This window comes from Streptomyces sp. NPDC107538, from assembly GCF_055657445.1.
In genome coordinates, this window is the sequence record NZ_JBVKAY010000017.1 from 139,588 (window position 1) to 159,933 (window position 20,346).

Below are 20,346 nucleotides of genomic sequence, written 5' to 3' on the forward strand. Positions count from 1 at the left end.
ACCACGGGATCGCACCACTATGTCCGTAATAAACAGAAACACCTTCCACGCCTGGTGACGTGGTCCTCACATGCTGTCACAGTGAACAGACCGTTACCCATTGGCCTTGTTGGAGATCCGGCACTGTGCTGGAATTCCACGGACCGCCGCAGGATCGTGCCGGCGCGCAGGGGCGCAGAACAACAGCGCCTGGCGGCGGTGGAGGGGGAGCCAGCGCCGGTCACTCACGACCACCGATGGGGACGTATTCAGGGCGTCCCCGAAGACGCCGACACCGTCCCGCCGTTCACGCGGTGGGGCGCCTGGTCCAGAGGTTGCGACGCTAGTGCAGGGACGTTTCAAGAGGGATGGCAGCGCTTCGGCGGAGCCGGAGCCACACAACGGAGCCGGCAACGGTTCCTCCCCCCAGCACGCCCAGAACCCGGGTCCGGCGGAGATCGGCGACGGCGGGGAGCGCTCCGGGCGCCCCGGCGCGTCAGTTGCTCCCGTGCCGCCCGGGAAGCCCCAGGGCGGCCCCAACGGCGGCGGCGGTAGCGGCGGCTCCCGAATAGCCCTGCGCAACTGGCGCATCTCGACCCGTCTGGTGTCGCTGCTCGCGCTCCCGGTGGTGGCGGCGACCTCGCTCGGTGCCCTGCGCATCGGCGACAACGTGGACGACATCCAGCAGCTCGACAACATGCGGCTGCTCACCGACATGACCAAGCAGGCGACCGAGCTGGCCACCGCGCTCCAGAACGAGCGGGACGAGTCCGCCGGCCCCCTCGCGCACGGCGTGGACGCGAGCGACTACACGATCAAGGGCGCCCGCGAGAAGACCGACCTGGCCCGCATCCAGTTCACCGACGCGACCCAGGCCGCGGAGACCGCGAACACCACCGCGAAGATGCCCGGTGTCCGCGACAGCCTCGTCCGGGTCGTACGCGAGCTCTACAACCTGAGCAGCATCCGCAAGAACGCCTATGTGGACCCCACGAACTCCACTCAGACGGTCGAGGCCTACCACCGCCTGATCGACCAGCTGCTGGAGCTGTCCACGGACATGGCCGAGGCCACCAGCAACCCGGACATGATCAAGCGGACCCGTGCCCTGGCGGCGTTCTCCTCCGCCAAGGAGTACGCCTCCGTACAGCGCGCGGTGATCGCGGCGGCGCTGCCCGACTCCGACGACAAGGCCGGCGAGCTCTCCGAGAACGACCGGCTGTACGCCAACGCGGCGCTGGCGAACGAGGAGTCCGACCGCAGCACGTTCTCCGACATCTACGGCACCGGCGCCGAGGACGTGACCAAGCCGATCGACGACGCGAGTCCCACCGTCGAGGCTTCCGACGTCTACGCGGACCGGGTGCTTGCCAGCGCGGGCGGTCTGGGCGGGCAGGACAAGCGCTCGTACAAGGACTGGGTCGACGACTCCGGGGCCAAGATCGAGCGGATGAAGAAGATCGAGGGCTCGCTCCTCGAGGAGATGGAGCAGACCGCTCGTAATCTCCGCGCCGACGCCGAGCAAGAGGCGATCATCTCCGGTGCGCTCATCCTGCTCGTCCTCGGTGTCTCCCTGGTCGGCGCGTTCGTCGTGGCCCGGTCCATGATCCGCTCGCTGCGCCGGCTCCAGGACACGGCGACCAAGGTCGCCCAGGACCGGCTGCCCGAGCTGGTCAAGCAGCTGTCGGAGTCGGACCCGCAGGACGTCGACACCTCCGTCGAGTCGGTCGGTGTGCACTCCCGGGACGAGATCGGCCAGGTGGCCGCGGCCTTCGACGACGTGCACCGCGAGGCCGTCCGCCTCGCCGCCGAGCAGGCCCTGCTGCGGGGCAACGTCAACGCGATGTTCACCAACCTCTCGCGCCGCTCCCAGGGCCTCATCCAGCGTCAGCTGTCGCTCATCTCCGAACTGGAGTCCCGCGAGGCCGACCCGGACCAGCTGTCCTCCCTCTTCAAGCTCGACCACCTCGCCACCCGCATGCGCCGTAACGGTGAGAACCTCCTCGTCCTCGCCGGTGAGGAGCCCGGCCGCCGCTGGACCCGTCCGGTCCCGCTGGTCGACGTGCTCCGCGCCGCCGCGTCCGAGGTGGAGCAGTACGAGCGCATCGAGCTGGCCTCCGTGCCGACCACCGAAGTGGCCGGCCGTGTGGTCAACGACCTCGTGCACCTGCTCGCCGAGCTGCTGGAGAACGCCACCTCGTTCTCCTCGCCGCAGACCAAGGTCAAGGTCACCGGTCACGCGCTGCCCGACGGCCGCGTCCTGATCGAGATCCACGACACCGGTATCGGCCTCTCCCCCGAGGACCTCGCCGCGATCAACGAGCGGCTCGCCTCGCCGCCCACCGTGGACGTGTCGGTCTCCCGCCGCATGGGTCTGTTCGTGGTCGGCCGTCTGTCGCAGCGGCACGGCATCCGTATCCAGCTGCGCCCGTCCGACTCGGGCGGTACGACCGCGCTGGTCATGCTTCCCGTCGACGTGGCGCAGGGCAACAAGAAGCCCACCCCGGGCAAGCCCGGCCAGGGCGCTCCCTCCACCGGTGGCCCCGCCGCCGCGCAGGCCGCGGCCGGTGCCGCCGCCGCGCGTCGCCAGGCCGGCAACCAGTCCGGTCCGTCGCTCGGCGGCCCGTCCTCCGGTGGCGGTCTGCTCGGTGCCCCTCCGCAGCGTGGACAGGTCGGCGCGGGCCAGGGCCCGCGGGCCGCACTGCCCGGCAACCCCGGTGGTCCGGGCGGTTTCGGCAACCCCGGTGGTCCGCGTGGGCCGCAGGGTGGTCCGCCGGTGCCTCCGCAGGGCGGCCGGCCGCCGGCCGGTGCCGGCGGGTTCGGCGGCGGTCAGGCGCCGGGGGCCCCGCAGGGGCTGCAGGCCGCCGGGACCGGTGCGCCGAACGGCTTCGAGAGCTTCGACGACTCCGGACGCCAGGGCGGCTTCCCGGCCGGCGGCTCGGGTCTGCGCCCGGCCGGTGGCCCGGGTGACGCGGGTGCGGGCCGGCCCGGCGGGACCGACAACGGTCCGGGCGCCGTGCCGCCGAAGCAGGGCAAGGAACGTTCCGGCAGGCGCCGTCCGCAGCTGCCCGGCCGCGGTGGCGCACGCGCCGAACTGCCCGGTGGCAGCTCCTCCTCGCGGACGCCCAGCTGGAGCGACGACAACGCGCAGCCGCCCGTGCCGCGTGCCTCGCTGGACGCCCCGCGCGGCCACGAGGAGCAGCCGGACGTCACCGCGCCGATGCCGCGCGTCGACCCCGGCCAGGCTCCGGGTTCGCCCACCGACTTCCCGCGTTCCCCGGGTGCCGACTTCGACAGCCGGCGTCCCGGCGCGGGCACGCCCGCACCGCAGAACGGCACCGGGTCCTACGTCCGCTCCGACGTGTTCGGCGGGGCCGGTGCTCCGCCGGCGCCCACCGGTCCGTCCCGGGGCGCCCCGCAGGATCCGTCGTCCACCGGCCAGTTCCCCACGCAGGGCTACGACGGTTCCGGCACGGGCCAGTTCCCGGCGCCGGGCCGGCAGAACCCGCAGGACACCGGCCAGTTCGGGGTCCCGGGCCGGCAGAACCCGCAGGACACGGGACAGTTCGGTGCGCCCGGCCGGCAGAACGGCCAGGGCACCGGGCAGTTCAACGTGCCGGGTCGCCAGAACGGCCAGGACACCGGTCAGTTCGAGCGGCCGCAGGTGAACGAGGAGAGCTTCGGCGCCCCGCGCCCGCCGGTGCCGCCGCAGCGCCCCCCGGTGCCCCCGCAGCGCCCCGCGCGCCCGCAGGAGCCGGAGGCACTGCCCCCGGCGACGGGTCCGATCGACGGCCGTACGCCGCTGTACGACACGTTGGAGACCAACTGGTTCCACGGTCAGGGCGGGCAGAACGGCCAGCAGCAGAGCCACCAGCAGGGCGGCCACCAGCAGACCAACGGTTCCGCTCCGCAGGCGCCCACCGCGCCGGCTCCCCAGACTCCGGCCGCCCCCCAGCGTCCGGCGACACCCGCCGCGCCCGCTTCCCCCACCTGGCGCAGCACGCCCAACGACGACCTGGTCCGCCAGGCCGAACGAGCCCGTCAGCCTTCGGCGGGCGGGGTCACCACCTCCGGCCTGCCGCGCCGGGTCCCGCGCGCCAACCTCGTGCCGGGCACGGCTCAGCAGCAACAGCACCAAACCGGTCCGCAGGTCTCGCGTTCGCCTGACGACGTTCGCGGCCGGCTGACCAATCTCCGTCGGGGCATCGCGCAGGGTCGACAGGCCGGTACCGGCCAGACCGGCAGCTTCCCGAGCCCCACTCACCAGCAGGAGCGTTAGTTGAGCCAGATGAGCCAGGCGGCACAGAACCTCAACTGGTTGATCACCAACTTCGTGGACAACACCCCCGGGGTGTCCCACACCGTCGTCGTGTCCGCCGACGGTCTTCTTCTGGCGATGTCGGAAGGCTTCCCACGCGACCGCGCCGATCAGCTCGCGGCCGTCGCCTCCGGGCTCACCTCACTCACGGCCGGGGCCTCCCGGATCTTCGAGGGCGGGGACGTGGCCCAGACCGTGGTCGAGATGGAGCGCGGTTTCCTCTTCCTGATGTCCGTCTCCGACGGATCGTCTCTGGCCGTCCTCGCCCACCCCGAGTGCGACATCGGCCTGGTCGGTTACGAGATGGCACTGCTCGTCGACCGCGCGGGTGCCGTGCTCACGCCCGACCTGCGCGCCGAACTCCAAGGCAGTCTGCTCCACTGACGCCTGCGGATCCACAGAACTCACCACATCACCGTCCGGCCGTCACAGTCCCCCCACCGGCCCCCGTCAGACGGCACGACTGACCGACTTGCTGTCCCGCTCGGAGGATCAATGACCCCGCCCACCGCTCCTCACGATCCGTACGCAGAGCCGTACGGAGACGAGGGCGACCAGCCTCTGGTTCGGCCGTACGCCATGACCGGTGGCCGGACGCGGCCGCGATACCAGCTCGCCCTCGAGGCGCTGATCAGCACGACGGCAGACCCCGCGCACCTGATGGGGCTGCTCCCCGAGCACCAGCGGATCTGCCACCTGTGCCGCGAGGTGAAGTCGGTGGCCGAGGTGTCGGCCCTGCTGTCCATGCCGCTCGGTGTGGCACGGATCCTTGTCGCGGACCTCGCCGAGGCCGGACTCGTCGCGATCCACCAGCCCGGTGGCGACGAGAACGCCGGTGGCGCCCCGGACGTGACTCTGCTGGAAAGGGTGCTCAGTGGACTTCGGAAGCTCTGAATCGGGGCGGGCCACCACCTCGGCGAAGATCGTGGTGGCGGGTGGCTTCGGCGTGGGCAAGACCACGTTCGTCGGGGCCGTCTCGGAGATCAACCCGCTGCGTACCGAGGCCGTGATGACGTCCGCGTCCGCGGGCATCGACGACCTCACCCACACCGGGGACAAGACGACCACCACGGTCGCCATGGACTTCGGCCGCATCACCCTCGACCAGGACCTGATCCTGTACCTCTTCGGCACGCCGGGGCAGGATCGTTTCTGGTTCATGTGGGACGACCTGGTCCGCGGTGCGATCGGTGCCGTGGTGCTGGTGGACACCCGTCGTCTCGCCGACTGCTTCCCGGCCGTCGACTACTTCGAGAACAGCGGACTCCCCTTCGTCATCGCGCTCAACGGCTTCGACGGGCACCAGCCCTACTCGCCCGACGAGGTGCGCGAGGCACTGCAGATCGGGCCCGACACCCCGATCATCACGACGGACGCCCGCCACCGCGCGGACGCCAAGTCGGCCCTGATCACCCTGGTCGAGCACGCGCTCATGGCACGACTCCGCTAGGGCTTCAGGGACCGAAGTACCGCACCTGGGCCCAAAACAGGACCCAAGTCCACAACCTCATACGGCAGTTGTCGTAGTTACACCGGAGCCGGCTGTGTCCTTTGACACGGTCGGCCCCGGTGTTCATAACGTTTCGACAGAGAAATATGGTGGTACGACCACGCGTCGCGGTCGATCGGTGCCGCTGCGCTCACCATGGCCCCGCTTTTTGCCGGGGCTCGTTCTTTATGACCGTTTTATCTGGGACTTACATCACGCGGAATCGTTGCCTCCCAGTGTTTGGAAGTCCTCAGCGTGACGTGCTGGAATGCCTGAACTGCCCATTAGTCAAAGACGTACTAGGGCGTGGAGTCACCCGCGGCACGACGTAGGTGCCGGCGCCGAGAGGTTGTTGGTCGAGTGAGGCGAAGCAAGAAAGGTCCCGAGCCGTCGGCGCGGGGCAACTTCACCCCGCCGCCGCGCGGAGCGGCACCCGCACAAGTGACCGGTCCGGAGCCGACGGCAGCTCCCGCAGCCAGCGGCAGTCGTCTCTCCCCCCGCAACTGGCGTGTACCCACTCGCCTGAACGCGATCCTCCTCATACCCGTGCTGGTCGGCCTGGTCATGGGCGGCTTCCAGGTGAAGGGTTCGATCGACACCTGGCAGGAGGCCCGGGACGCCGAGAAGGTGGCCAAGATCGTGGCCGCCGCCGGTGTCTACGCCGAGGCGCTGCTCAACGAGCGTGACCTCACCGCCCAGCCGCTGCTGGAGGGCAACCGCGACAGCGAGGTCGTCAAGGACGCCCGCGCCTTCACCGACGAGAAGGCGGACGCCTTCCACGCGGAGGTCGTCGGGATGCCCGCCGGGCAGGGCCTGGAGCGCCGTCTGCGTCTGGTGGAAGAGGCCGAGCCTGCGCTGGAGAAGCTCCGGCAGACCGCCTACACCCGGGCCGCGGACCCGGTACAGACCGAAGAGGGCTACGTCACCGTCGAGCACCTCCTGGCGGAGTTCTCCAACGAGCTCGGCCTGGGTACCGGCAACATCACCGCGTACGGCCGTACGGTCTACGCGGTCACGCTCGCCAAGGGCGCCGCCTCGCTGCAGCGCGCCATCGGCACCCACCTGCTGATCCGGCGCAGCGAGGACCAGCAGGTCTTCCGTCAGCAGGTCACCGCGTTCACCTCGTACGCCTACCTGGAGAACATCGCCGTTCAGGAGTACATCTCCGGTGGCACCGAGGCCGACGCCGCGCGGCTCGAGTCCGTCATGGCGCAGAAGACCGAAGAGGGCAAGAAGCAGGCGGCCGAGGCCGCCGCGAAGGACCCCGACTACGTCGCGCCGCCGGACACCATGCTGAAGATGATCCAGGCGATCGGCAGCGGTGCCTCCCCCGAGGACCTCGCCAAGCAGGGAGTCACCTACCAGAACTGGATGGCGGCCTCCACGCTGAAGTTCGAGGGCTACAGCGAGGTCGAGACCGAGCTGATCAACCGTGCGGTGGACGAGGCCGGCCAGATCGCCTCCGACGCCCAGCGCGACGCCTACGTCAACGGCGCCATCGTCATCGTCGCCCTGCTCGCCGCGTTCATCCTCGCCGGGATCATGGCCCGCCAGATGAGCCGCTCGATGCGCCAGCTGCGCAACGCCGCCTTCGGCATCGCCGAGCAGCGCCTGCCGATGCTGGTCGACCAGCTCTCGCGCACCGACCCCGGCCGGGTCGACACCCGGGTCGCACCGATCCCGATCACCTCCACGGACGAGATCGGCGAGGTCGCCCGCGCCTTCGACCAGGTCCACCGCGAGGCCGTCCGGCTCGCCGCCGAGCAGGCCCTGCTGCGGGGCAACATCAACGCGATCTTCACCAACCTGTCGCGCCGCAACCAGTCGCTGATCGAGGGCCAGCTGACCCTCATCACCGACCTGGAGAACAACGAGGCCGACCCGGACCAGCTGGAGAACCTCTTCAAGCTGGACCACCTGGCCACCCGTATGCGCCGCAACGGCGAGAACCTCCTGGTCCTCGCCGGCGAGGAGCCCGGCCGCCGCTGGGACCAGCCGGTCCCGCTGATCGACGTGCTGCGCGCCGCCTCCTCCGAGGTGGAGCAGTACGAGCGCATCGAGCTCTCCGGCGTCCCGGAGGCCGAGATCCACGGCCGCGCCGTGACCGACCTCGTGCACCTGCTCGCCGAGCTGCTGGAGAACGCCACCACGTTCTCCTCCCCGCAGACCAAGGTCCGCGTCACCGCGACCCGTCTCCCCGACGGCCGCGTGATGATCGAGATCCACGACAAGGGCATCGGCCTCACCGCCGAGGACTTCGCGGACATCAACCACAAGCTGGCCAACCCGCCGACCGTGGACGCCGCGATCTCGCAGCGCATGGGTCTGTTCGTGGTCGGCCGGCTGTCCGACCGGCACGGCATCCGGGTCCAGCTCCGCCCCTCGGGCGAGCAGGCCGGTACGACCTCGCTGGTCATGCTCCCGGATGTCATCACCCATGGTGGCGGTGGCGAGCAGCAGCAGCCGGCGGCCGACCAGTTCACGGTCTCGCAGATCATCCCGGAGCAGCAGCACGCCTTCCAGCAGCCGGGCCTGGCCCCGATGCGGACCGCCGCCGAACTGGGCTTCGACGACAGCCGCTACGAGGTCCCGGACGACATCCGGGACCTGGACCCCGTCGGCCGCTCCCTGATACGCGACGAGCGCCGCGCGGCCCTGGAGGCCCAGACCCACCAGAACCCGCAGCTGCCCCCGGGCGGCGAGGCGCCGCGCTACGGCGACGACTTCCGGTCGCCCGAGCCGTCCTACGACAACGGCGCGACCGCGTACGTGGACCCGCAGCGGTCGTACGACCAGCAGACGGCGTACGAGGGGCAGCAGCAGCCGTCGTACGACGAGGCGTACTTCGGCCAGGGCAACGGCGTGCCGAACGGCAACGGGCCGCTGCCGGGCGGGAACGACACGTTCGGCGCTACCGGCGGTTACCCCGAGCCCGCCTATGCGGAGCCCGTCCAGGAGGACCACGCGGCGGCCGCCGCGACGGCCCCGGAGACGTACACGGGCTTCGAAGAGCAGTCCTATCAGGACGACTGGCCGCAGCAGCAGGACTACCAGAGCTCGTACCGCTCCGAGTACGCTCCGGAACCGGAATCTGCGCAGGCCGCTGACGTGAAGGAGCCGGACCGCGTAGGCTTCGACCGTCCGGGACCCACCCCTTCCGCCGGCCACGCGCTGACCGACGCCGGCCTGCCCCGCCGCGGTTCCACCGCGAGTGCGGGCGGCACGAGCGCGGGCGCCGTGAACGGACGGCAGGAAGTGGCCCAGGACCAGCCGACGGCCGGGGGACCGAACGGCGACTGGCGCTCGGCCAACGACGAGCGCTGGCAGCAGGCCTCCCAGCTGAAGAAGCCCAAGGCGGGCGGGGTCACCTCCTCCGGCCTGCCGAGGCGGGTGCCCAAGGCCAACCTGGTCGAGGGAGCCGCCACGACGACCCCGCAGGGAGGTCCACAGATCTCCCGCGCTCCCGAGGACGTCCGGGGCAGGCTGAGCAACCTGCGCCGGGGTGTCCAGCGTGGGCGCAACGCAGGCAGTGAAACGAACGGCCAGGCCACTAGAAATCAGCACAGTGGTCCTGACAGCACCTACAACCAGGAGCGTTAGTGTGAGCCCGATGAGCCAGGCGGCACAGAACCTGAACTGGTTGATCACCAATTTCGTGGACAACACCCCCGGGGTGTCGCACACGGTGGTGGTCTCCGCCGACGGACTCCTTCTGGCGATGTCCGAAGGGTTTCCCCGCGACCGTGCCGACCAGCTGGCGGCCGTCGCGTCGGGTCTGACCTCTCTGACCGCGGGTGCCTCCCGCATCTTCGAAGGTGGCAGCGTCAATCAGACGGTTGTGGAGATGGAGCGGGGATTCCTGTTCATCATGTCCGTATCCGACGGTTCGTCGCTCGCCGTTCTCGCACATCCGGAAGCCGACATCGGCCTCATCGGGTACGAGATGGCACTTCTGGTGGACCGTGCCGGTTCGGTCCTGACGCCCGATCTTCGTGCGGAGCTCCAGGGCAGCCTGCTCAACTAACAGTCAGACGGTGCGTTTTGACGTCCCGGGGCCGTAAGGTTTCGGGACGCGGCTTCCAATGAGCCATGGATGCCAGCACAGTCGGAGGAGGAGAGAACGTGGCAACACCCCCAGGCGGTTCATCGTCGGGCAACTGGTCCTACCCTGGCCAGGGGCCGGGCCAGGGTGACCAGAACCGGTACAACTTCCCCTCCGCACCGAGCCGCCAGCAGCCGTACGCACCGCAGGGCCCCGGGCCCTCGCCGTACGACCAGCCGCCGGCGCCGCGCATCCAGCCCGTGCAGCCGCAACGCCGCACCCCTGAGCCGTCGCCCGCGGGGGCGGCGACCAACCCCCTGGTGCGCCCGTACGCCATGACGGGCGGCCGCACCAGGCCGCGTTACCAGCTCGCCATCGAGGCGCTGGTGCACACCACCGCGCAGCCGCATCAGATGCAGGGCCAGTTGCCCGAGCATCAGCGGATCTGCAACCTCTGCCGAGAGATCAAGTCGGTCGCCGAGATCTCGGCGCTCCTGACCATCCCCCTCGGCGTGGCCAGGATCCTCGTCGCCGACTTGGCGGAGGCGGGCCTGGTCGCCATTCATCAGCCCGGCGGCGACGAGAGCGCCGGCGGCCAGCCAGACGTGACACTGCTCGAAAGGGTGCTCAGTGGACTTCGCAAGCTCTAGCGGCGGTCCTTCCCGCTCCACCACCTCAGCGAAGATCGTGGTGGCGGGTGGCTTCGGCGTGGGCAAGACCACGTTCGTCGGGGCCGTCTCGGAGATCAACCCGCTGCGTACCGAGGCCGTGATGACGTCCGCGTCCGCGGGCATCGACGACCTCACCCACACCGGGGACAAGACGACCACCACGGTCGCCATGGACTTCGGCCGCATCACCCTCGACCAGGACCTGATCCTGTACCTGTTCGGCACCCCCGGTCAGGACCGCTTCTGGTTCATGTGGGACGACCTCGTGCGGGGCGCGATCGGCGCGATCGTGCTGGTGGACACCCGTCGTCTCGCCGACTGCTTCCCGGCCGTCGACTACTTCGAGAACAGCGGACTCCCCTTCGTCATCGCCCTGAACGGCTTCGACGGCCAGCAGCCGTACAACCCGGACGAGGTCCGGGAAGCCCTGCAGATCGGTCCGGACACTCCGATCATCACGACGGACGCGCGGCATCGGTCCGATGCGAAGTCGGCGCTGATCACGTTGGTCGAGCACGCGCTGATGGCCCGCCTGCGCTAGGCCCGCGGCGCTCGGCCGAGTACGAAAGGGGACCCCCTCCTGGTTCTGGGAGGGGGTCCCCTTCGTCGTGGGTCGGCTGCGGCCCGGTGGGGCTTCTCGCGCAGTTCCCCGCGCCCCTGAAAAGCAGGGGGCTATGCCCCATGCCTTTCAGACCCGGCCCCTGGTCGCCTTTCAGGGCTGCGGGGGCCTGGGTCTTTTAGGGGCGCGGGGAACTGCGCGACCAGCCCCCACCGGCCCGCAGCCGACGCACGACGAAGGGGCCCCCTCCATTCGGAGAGGGCCCCTTCAAAGAACAAGGCTCAGCGCCAGCTGTGCGGCGCCCTAAAGCCAGGCTCGCGCTCCAGGCGCCGCCACCCCGCGCGGAGGCGGCCGCGGTGGACCGGGTCGGCCTCGGGCTGGGCGGCGGCGCGGGCGAGCAGCAGCGCGGTGATCGCGGCCACTTCCTCGGGCTCGGCGTGGCCCTTCTCGACGCGAATATCAGGCAGCTTCATGGGTGTCAGTCTCCGTGAGAGAGGTTTCCGCAGAGGGACCGCGAAGGAACCGTCGGGTTACTGCGGCGGGTTGCCGTGCTTGCGGGACGGCAGGTCCGCGTGCTTGGTGTGGAGCATCGCCAGCGAGCGGATGAGGACCGCGCGGGTGTCCGCGGGGTCGATCACGTCGTCCACGAGACCGCGCTCGGCTGCGTAGTACGGGTGCATCAGCTCGGCCTTGTACTCCTTGACCATCCGGACCCGCATCGCCTCGGGGTCCTCGGCCTCGGCGATCTGCCGCCGGAAGATGACGTTGGCGGCACCCTCGGCGCCCATGACGGCGATCTCGTTGGTCGGCCACGCGTACGTGAGGTCCGCACCGATGGACTGGCTGTCCATGACGATGTAGGCACCTCCGTACGCCTTGCGCAGGATCAGGGAGATCCGGGGAACGGTCGCGTTGCAGTAGGCGTAGAGCAGCTTCGCGCCGTGGCGGATGATTCCGCCGTGCTCCTGGTCCACTCCCGGGAGGAAGCCGGGGACATCCAGCAGCGTGATGATCGGGATGTTAAAAGCATCACACATCTGGACAAAGCGTGCAGCTTTTTCGGAGGCCTCGATGTCCAGGACGCCCGCGAGGGACTGCGGCTGGTTGGCGACGATGCCGACCACCTGGCCGTCGAGCCGGCCGAGGGCGCAGATGATGTTGCGGGCCCAGCGCTCGTGGACCTCCAGGTAGTCGCCGTCGTCGACGATCTCCTCGATGACCTTGGTCATGTCGTACGGCCGGTTGCCGTCGGCCGGGACCAGGTCGAGCAGGACGTCGCCGCGGCGGTCCACCGGGTCGGAGGCCTCGGCGCGCGGCGGGTTCTCGCGGTTGTTCTGCGGCAGCATCGACAGGAGGTAGCGCACCTCGGCGATGCAGGTCTCCTCGTCGTCGTACGCGAAGTGCGCGACGCCGGAGGTCTCGGCGTGCACGTCCGCGCCGCCGAGGCCGTTCTGGGTGATCTCCTCGCCGGTGACCGCCTTGACGACGTCCGGGCCGGTGATGAACATCTGCGAGGTCTCGCGGACCATGAAGACGAAGTCCGTGAGGGCGGGTGAGTAGGCCGCGCCGCCGGCGCAGGGGCCCAGCATGACCGAGATCTGGGGGATGACGCCGGACGCCCGGGTGTTGCGCTGGAAGATGCCGCCGTAGCCGGCCAGCGCCGAGACGCCCTCCTGGATACGGGCGCCCGCGCCGTCGTTCAGCGAGACCAGCGGGGCCCCGGCCGCGATGGCCATGTCCATGATCTTGTGGATCTTCGTGGCGTGGGCCTCGCCCAGCGCGCCGCCGAAGATGCGGAAGTCATGGGCGTAGACGAAGACCGTGCGGCCCTCCACCGTGCCCCAGCCGGTGACGACACCGTCGGTGTACGGCTTCTTGGCCTCCAGACCGAATCCGGTGGCCCGGTGCCGGCGCAGCTGCTCGACCTCGTTGAATGAGCCCGGGTCCAGCAGCAGCTCGATGCGCTCCCGGGAGGTCAGCTTGCCCTTGGCATGCTGCGCCTCGGTCGCCTTCTCGCTGGGGCCGGCCAACGCCTGGGCACGAATCTCGTGCAGTTCGGCCACTCGCCCGCGCGCGTCCGTCGGCTCACCCGGTGCCTCATCCAAAACGGTCATGTAGTGACCATACGAAGCCGAGCGAGGAAAGCGGTCCGTCGACTCCGTACAGTCTCCGGCGTGTTTTCCTGGTACCCCTGAACAGAACCTCGTCGGCATGCAGCCGAACCGACTGCTCAGGGGGTGTGGGGCTTGTAGGGGTCACACAAAGGCGGGTCGGGCCACTCAGGGGAGAGTCAGGTCACAGGTGTGGGTGGCGCAGGCCGTGCCGGGGGTGACGCGGAGGCGCAGCCGGCCGGGGGCCGACTCCCGCACCTCCACCGGGTCGTCCGCCCGCACCACCGTACGGAACGGGCCGCTCCAGATGATCTCCACCGGCTCGCCGGTGCGCGGTGGTTCGCTCACGCAGAGGGTAGCGGTCCTCCCCCGGCGGCGGACCAGCACGCTCGCCCCGGCGGACGCGGTGAGCGGGCCGACCGTGCCGGACCGCCAGAAGTTGGCGGCGAGCAGCCCGAGCGAGGGGATGTGGACGGCCTGGCAGGCGCTGTCGTTGGCGAGGATCGACAACCAGCGCCGGTCGGCGGCACGGGCCTCGACGGCGTGGCGGGAGGCGCCGGGCATGAGCAGATAGGCGTAGCCGGCGTTCACCGGATCGGTGCCGTGGTCCAGCCAGAGGGTCTGCCGGCGCCGGGTCCGGCGCTCGCTCGTACCGCCGGTGTTGATGTCGGACCAGGCGCCGGTGCGGTCCTCGCGGAGGGTGCGCAGGGCGCCGTTCGACGGGTCCGCGGACAGGACCCAGCCCCCGTGGCCCTCCAGGTGCGCCCAGTGCCGGCCGCGTACGAGCGGCTGGGGAGCGGCACCGCCGCTCTCCCCCAGGTTCCGGTTGTCGACCACCGTCTCCACCGGCACGCCGTCCGCGCAGCTGATGCCCGCCCCCAGGCAGATGACGGCGTCCTCGACGCAGAACCACGACTTGTGGGCGACGAGCGTGGAGCCGAGCCCCTTCAGGTGCTGGCCGATCGCCGCGTACTCGCCGTCCGTGGTGCCGCCGACCCAGCGGACGTCGGGTTTCGGCGCACCCCATTCGCCGCCTTCCCGGTCGGCGAGCCGTCGGGTGGAGACGGTGGTGCCCGGGAGCCGGTACCAGTCGACGGTGGGCCAGAACCAGTTCGTGTACTGGTCGCCGTGGCCTTCGGTCCACCAGAGGGTCAGGCCCGCGCCCGTGTGCCAGCCGCGCGGGTTCTCGCCGTTGCCGCATTCGTAGTGGGCGATGCGGTCGGAGGCCATGGCGATGGTGGCCGTGAAGGCCGGGCGGCGGTGGACGGCCCGGTCCATGGCGGGGAAGAGCCGGTGCCCGACGGGCTCGGGCGCGGCGGCGACCGGGGAGGCGGCGACGGCGTGCAGCCGGGCGAGATCGGCGACGCCGAACTGCCGTGCCGTGAGGACCGGGGTCACCGTGTCGCGTTCGATCCAGCCCTTGATCCGTCCGTGCCACCGCTCGCGCTCGGCGGCGGTGGCGCCGAGCGCGAGCAGGGCGATCGCGGCGATGATCCCCTGGCCGTGGAAGTGGTCGCTCCGCAGGATGTGCCGGTCGTCGCCCTTGAGGTAACCCCGACTGATGGCACGGCCGTTGACGCTGTCCATCACCAGCCCGTCGTGGATGAGCGGGGCGTACGCCCTCTCCACACTGTCCAGGACGATCTGCCGGTCGGGGTCGGTCACCGCCCAGCTCGACCCGGCCAGCAGCGCGAAGAGCCGGCCCAGCCCGTCGAGCAGGACCTGCCCGTACGTCCCCGAGTAGGCGACCCAGGTGTGCTGCACGAACGAGCCGTCGGCGTACAGGCCGTCCCCTCGGGTGACGTACGGGAAGACGGGTGAGAGGGCGTCCCGGGCGAGGGCGATCTTCTCGGGGGCGCGGCCGACGATGCCGCGCAGGGCCACGGACCGGCAGAGGTCGACGCGGTTGGCGCCGGTGGAGGTGCCGGTGTAGTCGCGGAGCATCGCGTCGGGGATGAAGTGGTCGACCGCCGCGCAGGCGTCGGCGCGCCGGGCGGGCGTGAGGTCGTCGTGGAGGGCGGTGACGATGTCCAGCAGGAGGCGGGGGCTGCCGATCTGCCACTCCCACCAGTTGCCGTAGCGGGTGGTCGAGGGGTTGTACACGGTCGCGGTGAGGTGGTCGAGGCCGCGCACGATGTCGGCGAGGAGGGCGGGGTCGCCGGTCGAGCCGGTGCCCGACTGTGCGTAGGCCTGGGCCATCGTCCACAGGCGGCTGTAGCTCTGGGTGATGCCGGCGGGCGGGTCGAAGGGGTGGCCCGGCCAGAGGGAGTCGGCGGTGGGGGCCATGGCCGCGCGGAAGGCGTGGGCGAGGTCGCCGGTCTCGCGGAGCCGGCTCGCGTAGGGCTCGGCGGCGGGGTCGTAGCCGGTGCCGAGCGTGAGGGCCGACCAGCGGCGGCGGAGGGTGTCGTACTCGTCGTCGGCCGCGTGCGCGGTGGGGGTGACGGTGGTCGCGGCGGCCAGGGCCGAGGCGAGGAGCAGGACGGTACGGCGCGTGGGGGTCATGCCCATGCCGTGTATCACCTGGGCGTCGCCGGATCAACAATGCGTGACACAATGATCACCGAATCGACACGGTTGAAACTTGAACGGAATAGGTCTACGGTAGGCCGTGTTCAGTTCGTTGAACGTTGAACGACATCACTCAAGGAGTACGTCATGGGCATCTTCGGCCGCACCACCACGACCACCGGGACCGACTCCGCCGCCGTCTCCGCGGTGAACCCGGAGTTGGCCGCGCTGACCGGTGACTACACGATCGACGCGTCGCACACCACGATCGGCTTCACCGCCCGCCACGCCATGGTCACCAACGTCAAGGGCGGTTTCCTCGACTTCTCCGGCAGCCTGCACCTGGACGGCTCGGACCCGTCCCGGTCCACCGCCTCCATCGACGTCACGATGGACAGCATCGACACCGGCAACGCCGACCGTGACGGTCACCTGAAGAGCGCGGACTTCTTCAAGACGGAGGAGTTCCCGACGATGACCTTCCGCTCGACCGCGGCGGAGGCCCTGGGCGGCGACGACTACCGCATCACCGGCGACCTCTCCATCCTCGGCACGACCAGGCCGCTCACCATCGACCTGGAGTTCAACGGCGCCGCCAAGGACCCGTTCGGCAACGAGCGCGTCGGCTTCGAGGGCAAGGCGGAGATCCTGCGCTCCGAGTGGGGCCTCACCTGGAACGCGGCGCTGGAGACCGGCGGCGTCCTGGTCTCGGACAAGATCAAGCTGACCTTCGACATCTCGGCGATCCGCAACGCGTGAACCGCCCGGCGGCGACACCGAGCCGTTCCGCCGCCTCCCCTTGAGCACACCCGCCCTCCGACTCCCCGTATCAGGAGGGCGGGTGCTCGGCGTGTCCGGAGGTCTGCTCCAGCCTCGCCACCGCCGCCGCCACCTGGGCCGCCAGGCTCCGTGGGGTGCGGGCCCGCAGCACCCCGAGCATGGCGAGGTACCGCTCCGTCCTGCCGAGCCCGTCGAAGGCCGCCTTCGCACGGGGGTTGCGCTCCAGTGCGGCTTCGAGCGCCTCGGGGACGGCGGCCTCTTTCTGCGACTCGTATGCCGCCGCCCACCGCCCGTCCGCCTTCGCGGCGGCCACCTCCGCGAGGCCACCGGGCCGCATGCGTCCGGCGGCTCTCAACTCCGCCACGCGGCGGACGTTCACCCTCGACCAGTCGCCGCCCGGCCGGCGCGGAGAGATCCGCTGGAAGAAGTACGCCTCGTCGAGGCGCCGTCGGGTGCCCGTGATCCAGCCGTGGCAGAGGGCGACGTCGTTGACCTCACCGGCGGTGACGGAACGCAGCCCGCTCCCCTTCTTGGCGACCTTGACCCAGAGACCCCCGGAGGGCGGCGCGGGGTGCGCTCCCAGCCAGGCGTCGAGATGGTCGGCGTCGGGGAACGCGTGCGGTGCGGAGCCTTCGGGGGTGGTCATGCTCCGCACGGTAGCGAGGCAGTAGGCCGGATCCTGTCCTAGTGAGGCTGGCTGGTTCACGCCTCTTGTGTGGAGGCTTTCGGCGTTCTCATAATCTCGCAACAGAAATTGACCTGGGCATGCCATCAAGGGTGATTTCCTGTCGCCTCATTGGCATGCCTGCGTCATGTCTGCGCTTCGGTTCTTCGAGTCATCGCACGAGTCATCGCATGTCAACCCCCCACGGAAGGCATCACGTTGAAGCGACTCATCACCGCTCTGAAGAGATGTGCGGTTGTCGGTGCCGCCGCGCTCGCGATCGCCAGTCTGCAGCCCGTATCGGCGGCCGAGGCCGCGCCGGCGCCGGTGGTCGGCGGAACGCGGGCCGCGCAGGGCGAGTTCCCGTTCATGGTCCGGTTGTCGATGGGCTGTGGCGGCGCGCTGTACACACAGCAGATCGTGCTGACGGCCGCGCACTGTGTCGGCGCGACCGGCAACAACACCAGCATCACGGCCACGGCCGGTGTCGTGGACCTCCAGTCCACCAGCGGCCGGGTCCAGGTCCGCTCGACCAAGGTGTACCGGGCCCCGGGCTACAACGGCACCGGCAAGGACTGGGCGCTCATCAAGCTCGCCTCACCCATCAACCTCCCGACGCTGAAGATCGCCACGACCACCGCGTACAACACCGGCACCTTCACGGTCGCCGGCTGGGGCGCGGCCGTCCAGGGCGGCGCCCAGCAGCGGTACATGCTCAAGGCCACCGTGCCGTTCGTGAGCGACGCGACCTGCCGTTCCTACAGCGGCTACAGCGGGCTCGTCGCGGGTGAGGAGATCTGCGCCGGGTTCGCGGCGGGCGGCGTCGACACCTGCCAGGGCGACTCCGGCGGTCCGATGTTCCGCCGGGACAACGCCAACGCATGGGTCCAGGTCGGCATCGTCAGCTGGGGCATAGGGTGCGCTCAGCCCAACGCCCCCGGTGTCTACACCGAGGTGTCCACCTTCGCGTCCCAGATCGCGGCGGGAGCGGCCACGCTCTGAGCGAGGTCCCGCACCCGCTCTCGTACGACGTCCACGGGCCCGGCGGCTCCCAGCGCCGGGCCCGTGCCCGTTTCCGTTCCGAGCCGGGGCCCGGTGTGTTCAGAAGCCGCCGCCGAAGTCCCCGCCGCCACCGAAATCGCCGCCCCCGCCGAAGTCTCCGCCGCCGAAACCGCCGGTGAAGTCGTCGGTGTTGAAGTCGCCGCCCGAGACGTCGCCGCCGCCGTAGCCGGAGGCCGCGCCGAAGTCGCCGTAGCCGGAGCCGTACATGGCGGCGTAGGACGGGGTGGCCATCATGCTGCCGAGCAGGGTGCCGACGAGGAGGCCGGGGAGGAGGCCGCCGCCGTAGTAGCCGCCCGCCCAGGGGCCGTAGGCCGGGCCCGCGTCCCAGTAGGGGCGGCGGCCGCCGGAGGCCGTCTCCACCTCGCGGATCATGGGGTCCTGCCCGCCGGCGAGCCGAGCCCGGTCGGCGGCGCAGACCGGGACCTCGCGCTCGGTGCCGGTGCCCGGGGTCCACGGGGCGTCCGCGACGGACGGGCCGTGGCGGGGGTCGAAGAAGCAGGGGGCCCGGCGTTCGGGGAGGGGGAGGCCCTGTCTGCGGGCCGCGAGCTGGGTGAGGGAGAAACGGCCGTCCTCCAGGGTCTGGGTGACCGCGCGGACCTCCTCGGGGCGGGTGGCCGCCGCCATGAGGGACTTGGCCTTCTCGTAGGCGTCCAGGGCCCGTTCGTAGTCGGCGCGCATCGCGTCGTCGGCGCCCGACTCGGCGGGGTGGAAGTCCAGCCGGTCCAGTTCCTCGCCGAAGGCCGTGATGTCCTCGTCCACCACCACCGCGAGCCTGGCCAGCGCCTCGCGGCGCTCCTCCTCCTTCTTGCGCCGGTTGCGGCGGACCAGCGCGTACGCGCCCACGCCGCCTGCGGCCACGACCGCGCCCGCCACGGCCAGGGCGCCCGCGTCCACACCCGTGTCGCCGCCGTCGCTCCAACCGGCCGGGGCCGTGCCGCCGGGGTTGCTGCGCAGGGCGTCGTCCACGAAGTCGTTGAGCTGGGCCTTCGGATCGCCGGCGCCCTGGACCGAGGTGACCAGGTTCCGCACGGCCTGCTGGCTCAGCACGCCGCTGTCGGCGCGGGCGTCGAAGCGGTCGCCGAGGCGGACGGCGTAGAGGCCGGTGATACCGGTCTCCGTGCGGAGGTTCTGGAAGAGGTTCGCGGTCGGCTGGTCGGCCGGGAGGACGGCCACGAAGATCGGCTCGTCGGCGTCCTCGATCTTGTCGGCGAGGGCCTCGGCGTCCGCGGCGGAGAGCTGGTCGGAGGCGGCCGGATCGACGTAGACGGGGCTCTCGCGCAGGGCCGCGGCCACCGTCGACAGATCGGTGGCCGCGTGCGCGCCCGGCGCACCGGCCGTCAGCACCGCCAGGATCGCGAGTGCCGTCGCGGCGAGCGGCAGCATGAGCAGGCGGAGCAGACGTCGGACCGGTGCGCCCTTCATACCTTCGAAGCTACCTCTATCGGCGCGAAAACGGACGATCCGATCAGTGACAGGGAGGCGAAGTGGAGCGTCACGCCGTTCAAAACGCCTCCCCACGCCTCCTTCGGCGCCTCCGTGTAGCGGCCCGCGAACAGGGGGTGGCCGGCCTCGTCAAGACGGCTGTACAACCGTTCGGGAGGGGTGCGGGTCACGTAGGGCGACGGGGGTGAGCGGAATGCTGCGGAGAGTTCTCGCGGTGGTGGCCGGGGTCGTGCTGCTGAGCGGCTGCTCGGCGGAGGAGTTGCCGCTGGCGGCCGTGACGGTGGATGCGGAGGGGGCGCCTCGGGTGCTGATGCGGCCGTGCGACGGCGACGCGTACGAGGCGCCTACGTTGTCCGGCTGGGCCGGTGCGTACGAGGACGAGCCGAGTGACGACGAGGCGGACACGACGGTGTGGACGGCGGACGGGGAGTGGTCGGGGGACCAGGAGTTCCCGCTCTTCTCGCCGCCGGGGGCGTGGAAGGCCGAGGTGAGGGGGGAGCGGCGGCTCAAGTCCGGTCACACGTACCGGTTCATCTTCTACGGGCAGACGGACGACTATGCGAACGGGGCGGTCTCGTTCACCACGCGGGATCTGGGGCGGTTGGAGAGTGGGCAGGTGTGGGCGGATGACCGGGTGATGGGTGTGGGGGAGTTCGAGGAGCTGGCGGAGGGGGCGTGTTGAGGGCCGCCGCGGCTTGACGGCTTCGCCGGGGGGGTCGT

16 protein-coding genes are annotated in these 20,346 nt (G+C 70.7%); 11 read left to right on the top strand and 5 right to left on the bottom strand.

Translation table 11 applies throughout. The annotated features are described in order from the left end of the window. Window positions 1-325 precede the first annotated feature (325 nt). The 8 genes from ACZ7MG_RS38010 to ACZ7MG_RS38045 all read left to right on the top strand — a co-directional run bounded on the left by ACZ7MG_RS38010 (window position 326) and on the right by ACZ7MG_RS38045 (window position 11,040). Window positions 326-4,258 carry a nitrate- and nitrite sensing domain-containing protein gene (locus ACZ7MG_RS38010; protein ID WP_471388459.1) on the top strand — a complete coding sequence of 1,311 codons (3,933 nt, stop codon included), beginning with the start codon at window positions 326-328 and terminating at the stop codon, window positions 4,256-4,258. A 9-nt stretch (window positions 4,259-4,267) separates the two neighbouring features. Next, on the top strand, window positions 4,268-4,681 hold the full coding sequence (locus tag ACZ7MG_RS38015) for a roadblock/LC7 domain-containing protein (RefSeq protein ID WP_005479910.1): 414 nt from the start codon (window positions 4,268-4,270) through the stop codon (window positions 4,679-4,681). Between the two features lie 111 nt (window positions 4,682-4,792). After that, complete coding sequence (locus tag ACZ7MG_RS38020) at window positions 4,793-5,191, top strand: DUF742 domain-containing protein (RefSeq protein ID WP_086754757.1); 399 nt, start codon at window positions 4,793-4,795, stop codon at window positions 5,189-5,191. Then, entirely contained in the window at window positions 5,172-5,747 is a 576-nt protein-coding gene (locus tag ACZ7MG_RS38025; protein ID WP_469077547.1) for a GTP-binding protein, read from the top strand. Before ACZ7MG_RS38020 ends, ACZ7MG_RS38025 begins: the two co-directional genes overlap by 20 nt. A 399-nt stretch (window positions 5,748-6,146) precedes the next feature. Continuing rightward, window positions 6,147-9,386, top strand: a complete 3,240-nt coding sequence (locus tag ACZ7MG_RS38030; RefSeq protein ID WP_471388454.1) for a sensor histidine kinase — start codon at window positions 6,147-6,149, stop codon at window positions 9,384-9,386. A gap of 10 nt (window positions 9,387-9,396) precedes the next feature. Further along, window positions 9,397-9,810 carry a roadblock/LC7 domain-containing protein gene (locus ACZ7MG_RS38035; protein WP_037781109.1) on the top strand — a complete coding sequence of 138 codons (414 nt, stop codon included), beginning with the start codon at window positions 9,397-9,399 and terminating at the stop codon, window positions 9,808-9,810. A gap of 98 nt (window positions 9,811-9,908) precedes the next feature. After that, window positions 9,909-10,478 (top strand): DUF742 domain-containing protein, encoded by a 570-nt coding sequence (locus ACZ7MG_RS38040; protein ID WP_045561500.1) that lies wholly within the window; start codon window positions 9,909-9,911, stop codon window positions 10,476-10,478. Then, window positions 10,459-11,040, top strand: a complete 582-nt coding sequence (locus tag ACZ7MG_RS38045) for a GTP-binding protein (RefSeq protein ID WP_013000463.1) — start codon at window positions 10,459-10,461, stop codon at window positions 11,038-11,040. The genes ACZ7MG_RS38040 and ACZ7MG_RS38045 overlap by 20 nt, the downstream gene beginning before the upstream one ends. 299 nt (window positions 11,041-11,339) lie before the next feature. On the opposite strand, the gene ACZ7MG_RS38050 is transcribed toward ACZ7MG_RS38045, so the two are convergent. The 3 genes from ACZ7MG_RS38050 to ACZ7MG_RS38060 form a co-directional block, all read right to left on the bottom strand. Then, the gene (locus ACZ7MG_RS38050; RefSeq protein ID WP_471388449.1) at window positions 11,340-11,531 is read right to left on the bottom strand and encodes an acyl-CoA carboxylase epsilon subunit; all 192 of its coding nucleotides are present in this window, start codon (window positions 11,529-11,531) and stop codon (window positions 11,340-11,342) included. Window positions 11,532-11,588: 57 nt separating this feature from the next. Further along, window positions 11,589-13,172, bottom strand: a complete 1,584-nt coding sequence (locus ACZ7MG_RS38055) for an acyl-CoA carboxylase subunit beta (protein WP_471388446.1) — start codon at window positions 13,170-13,172, stop codon at window positions 11,589-11,591. A gap of 165 nt (window positions 13,173-13,337) precedes the next feature. Continuing rightward, window positions 13,338-15,677 (bottom strand): polysaccharide lyase 8 family protein, encoded by a 2,340-nt coding sequence (locus ACZ7MG_RS38060; protein ID WP_471388443.1) that lies wholly within the window; start codon window positions 15,675-15,677, stop codon window positions 13,338-13,340. 147 nt (window positions 15,678-15,824) lie between these two features. Between ACZ7MG_RS38060 and ACZ7MG_RS38065 the strand changes: the two genes are divergently transcribed. Next, complete coding sequence (locus ACZ7MG_RS38065) at window positions 15,825-16,436, top strand: YceI family protein (protein ID WP_471388440.1); 612 nt, start codon at window positions 15,825-15,827, stop codon at window positions 16,434-16,436. 70 nt (window positions 16,437-16,506) lie between these two features. Here ACZ7MG_RS38065 and ACZ7MG_RS38070 read toward each other — a convergent pair whose 3' ends face one another. Further along, window positions 16,507-17,103, bottom strand: a complete 597-nt coding sequence (locus tag ACZ7MG_RS38070; RefSeq protein WP_471388437.1) for a YdeI/OmpD-associated family protein — start codon at window positions 17,101-17,103, stop codon at window positions 16,507-16,509. A 237-nt stretch (window positions 17,104-17,340) separates the two neighbouring features. Here ACZ7MG_RS38070 and ACZ7MG_RS38075 point away from each other — a divergent pair, with 237 nt between their 5' ends. Further along, complete coding sequence (locus ACZ7MG_RS38075; RefSeq protein WP_471388434.1) at window positions 17,341-18,123, top strand: serine protease; 783 nt, start codon at window positions 17,341-17,343, stop codon at window positions 18,121-18,123. 99 nt (window positions 18,124-18,222) lie between these two features. Here the strand turns inward: ACZ7MG_RS38075 and ACZ7MG_RS38080 are convergent, their stop codons facing one another. Further along, on the bottom strand, window positions 18,223-19,605 hold the full coding sequence (locus tag ACZ7MG_RS38080) for a hypothetical protein (protein WP_471388431.1): 1,383 nt from the start codon (window positions 19,603-19,605) through the stop codon (window positions 18,223-18,225). 214 nt (window positions 19,606-19,819) lie between these two features. On the opposite strand from ACZ7MG_RS38080, the gene ACZ7MG_RS38085 reads away from it, so the two are divergent. Then, window positions 19,820-20,308 carry a hypothetical protein gene (locus ACZ7MG_RS38085; RefSeq protein WP_471388428.1) on the top strand — a complete coding sequence of 163 codons (489 nt, stop codon included), beginning with the start codon at window positions 19,820-19,822 and terminating at the stop codon, window positions 20,306-20,308. Window positions 20,309-20,346: the final 38 nt, after the last annotated feature.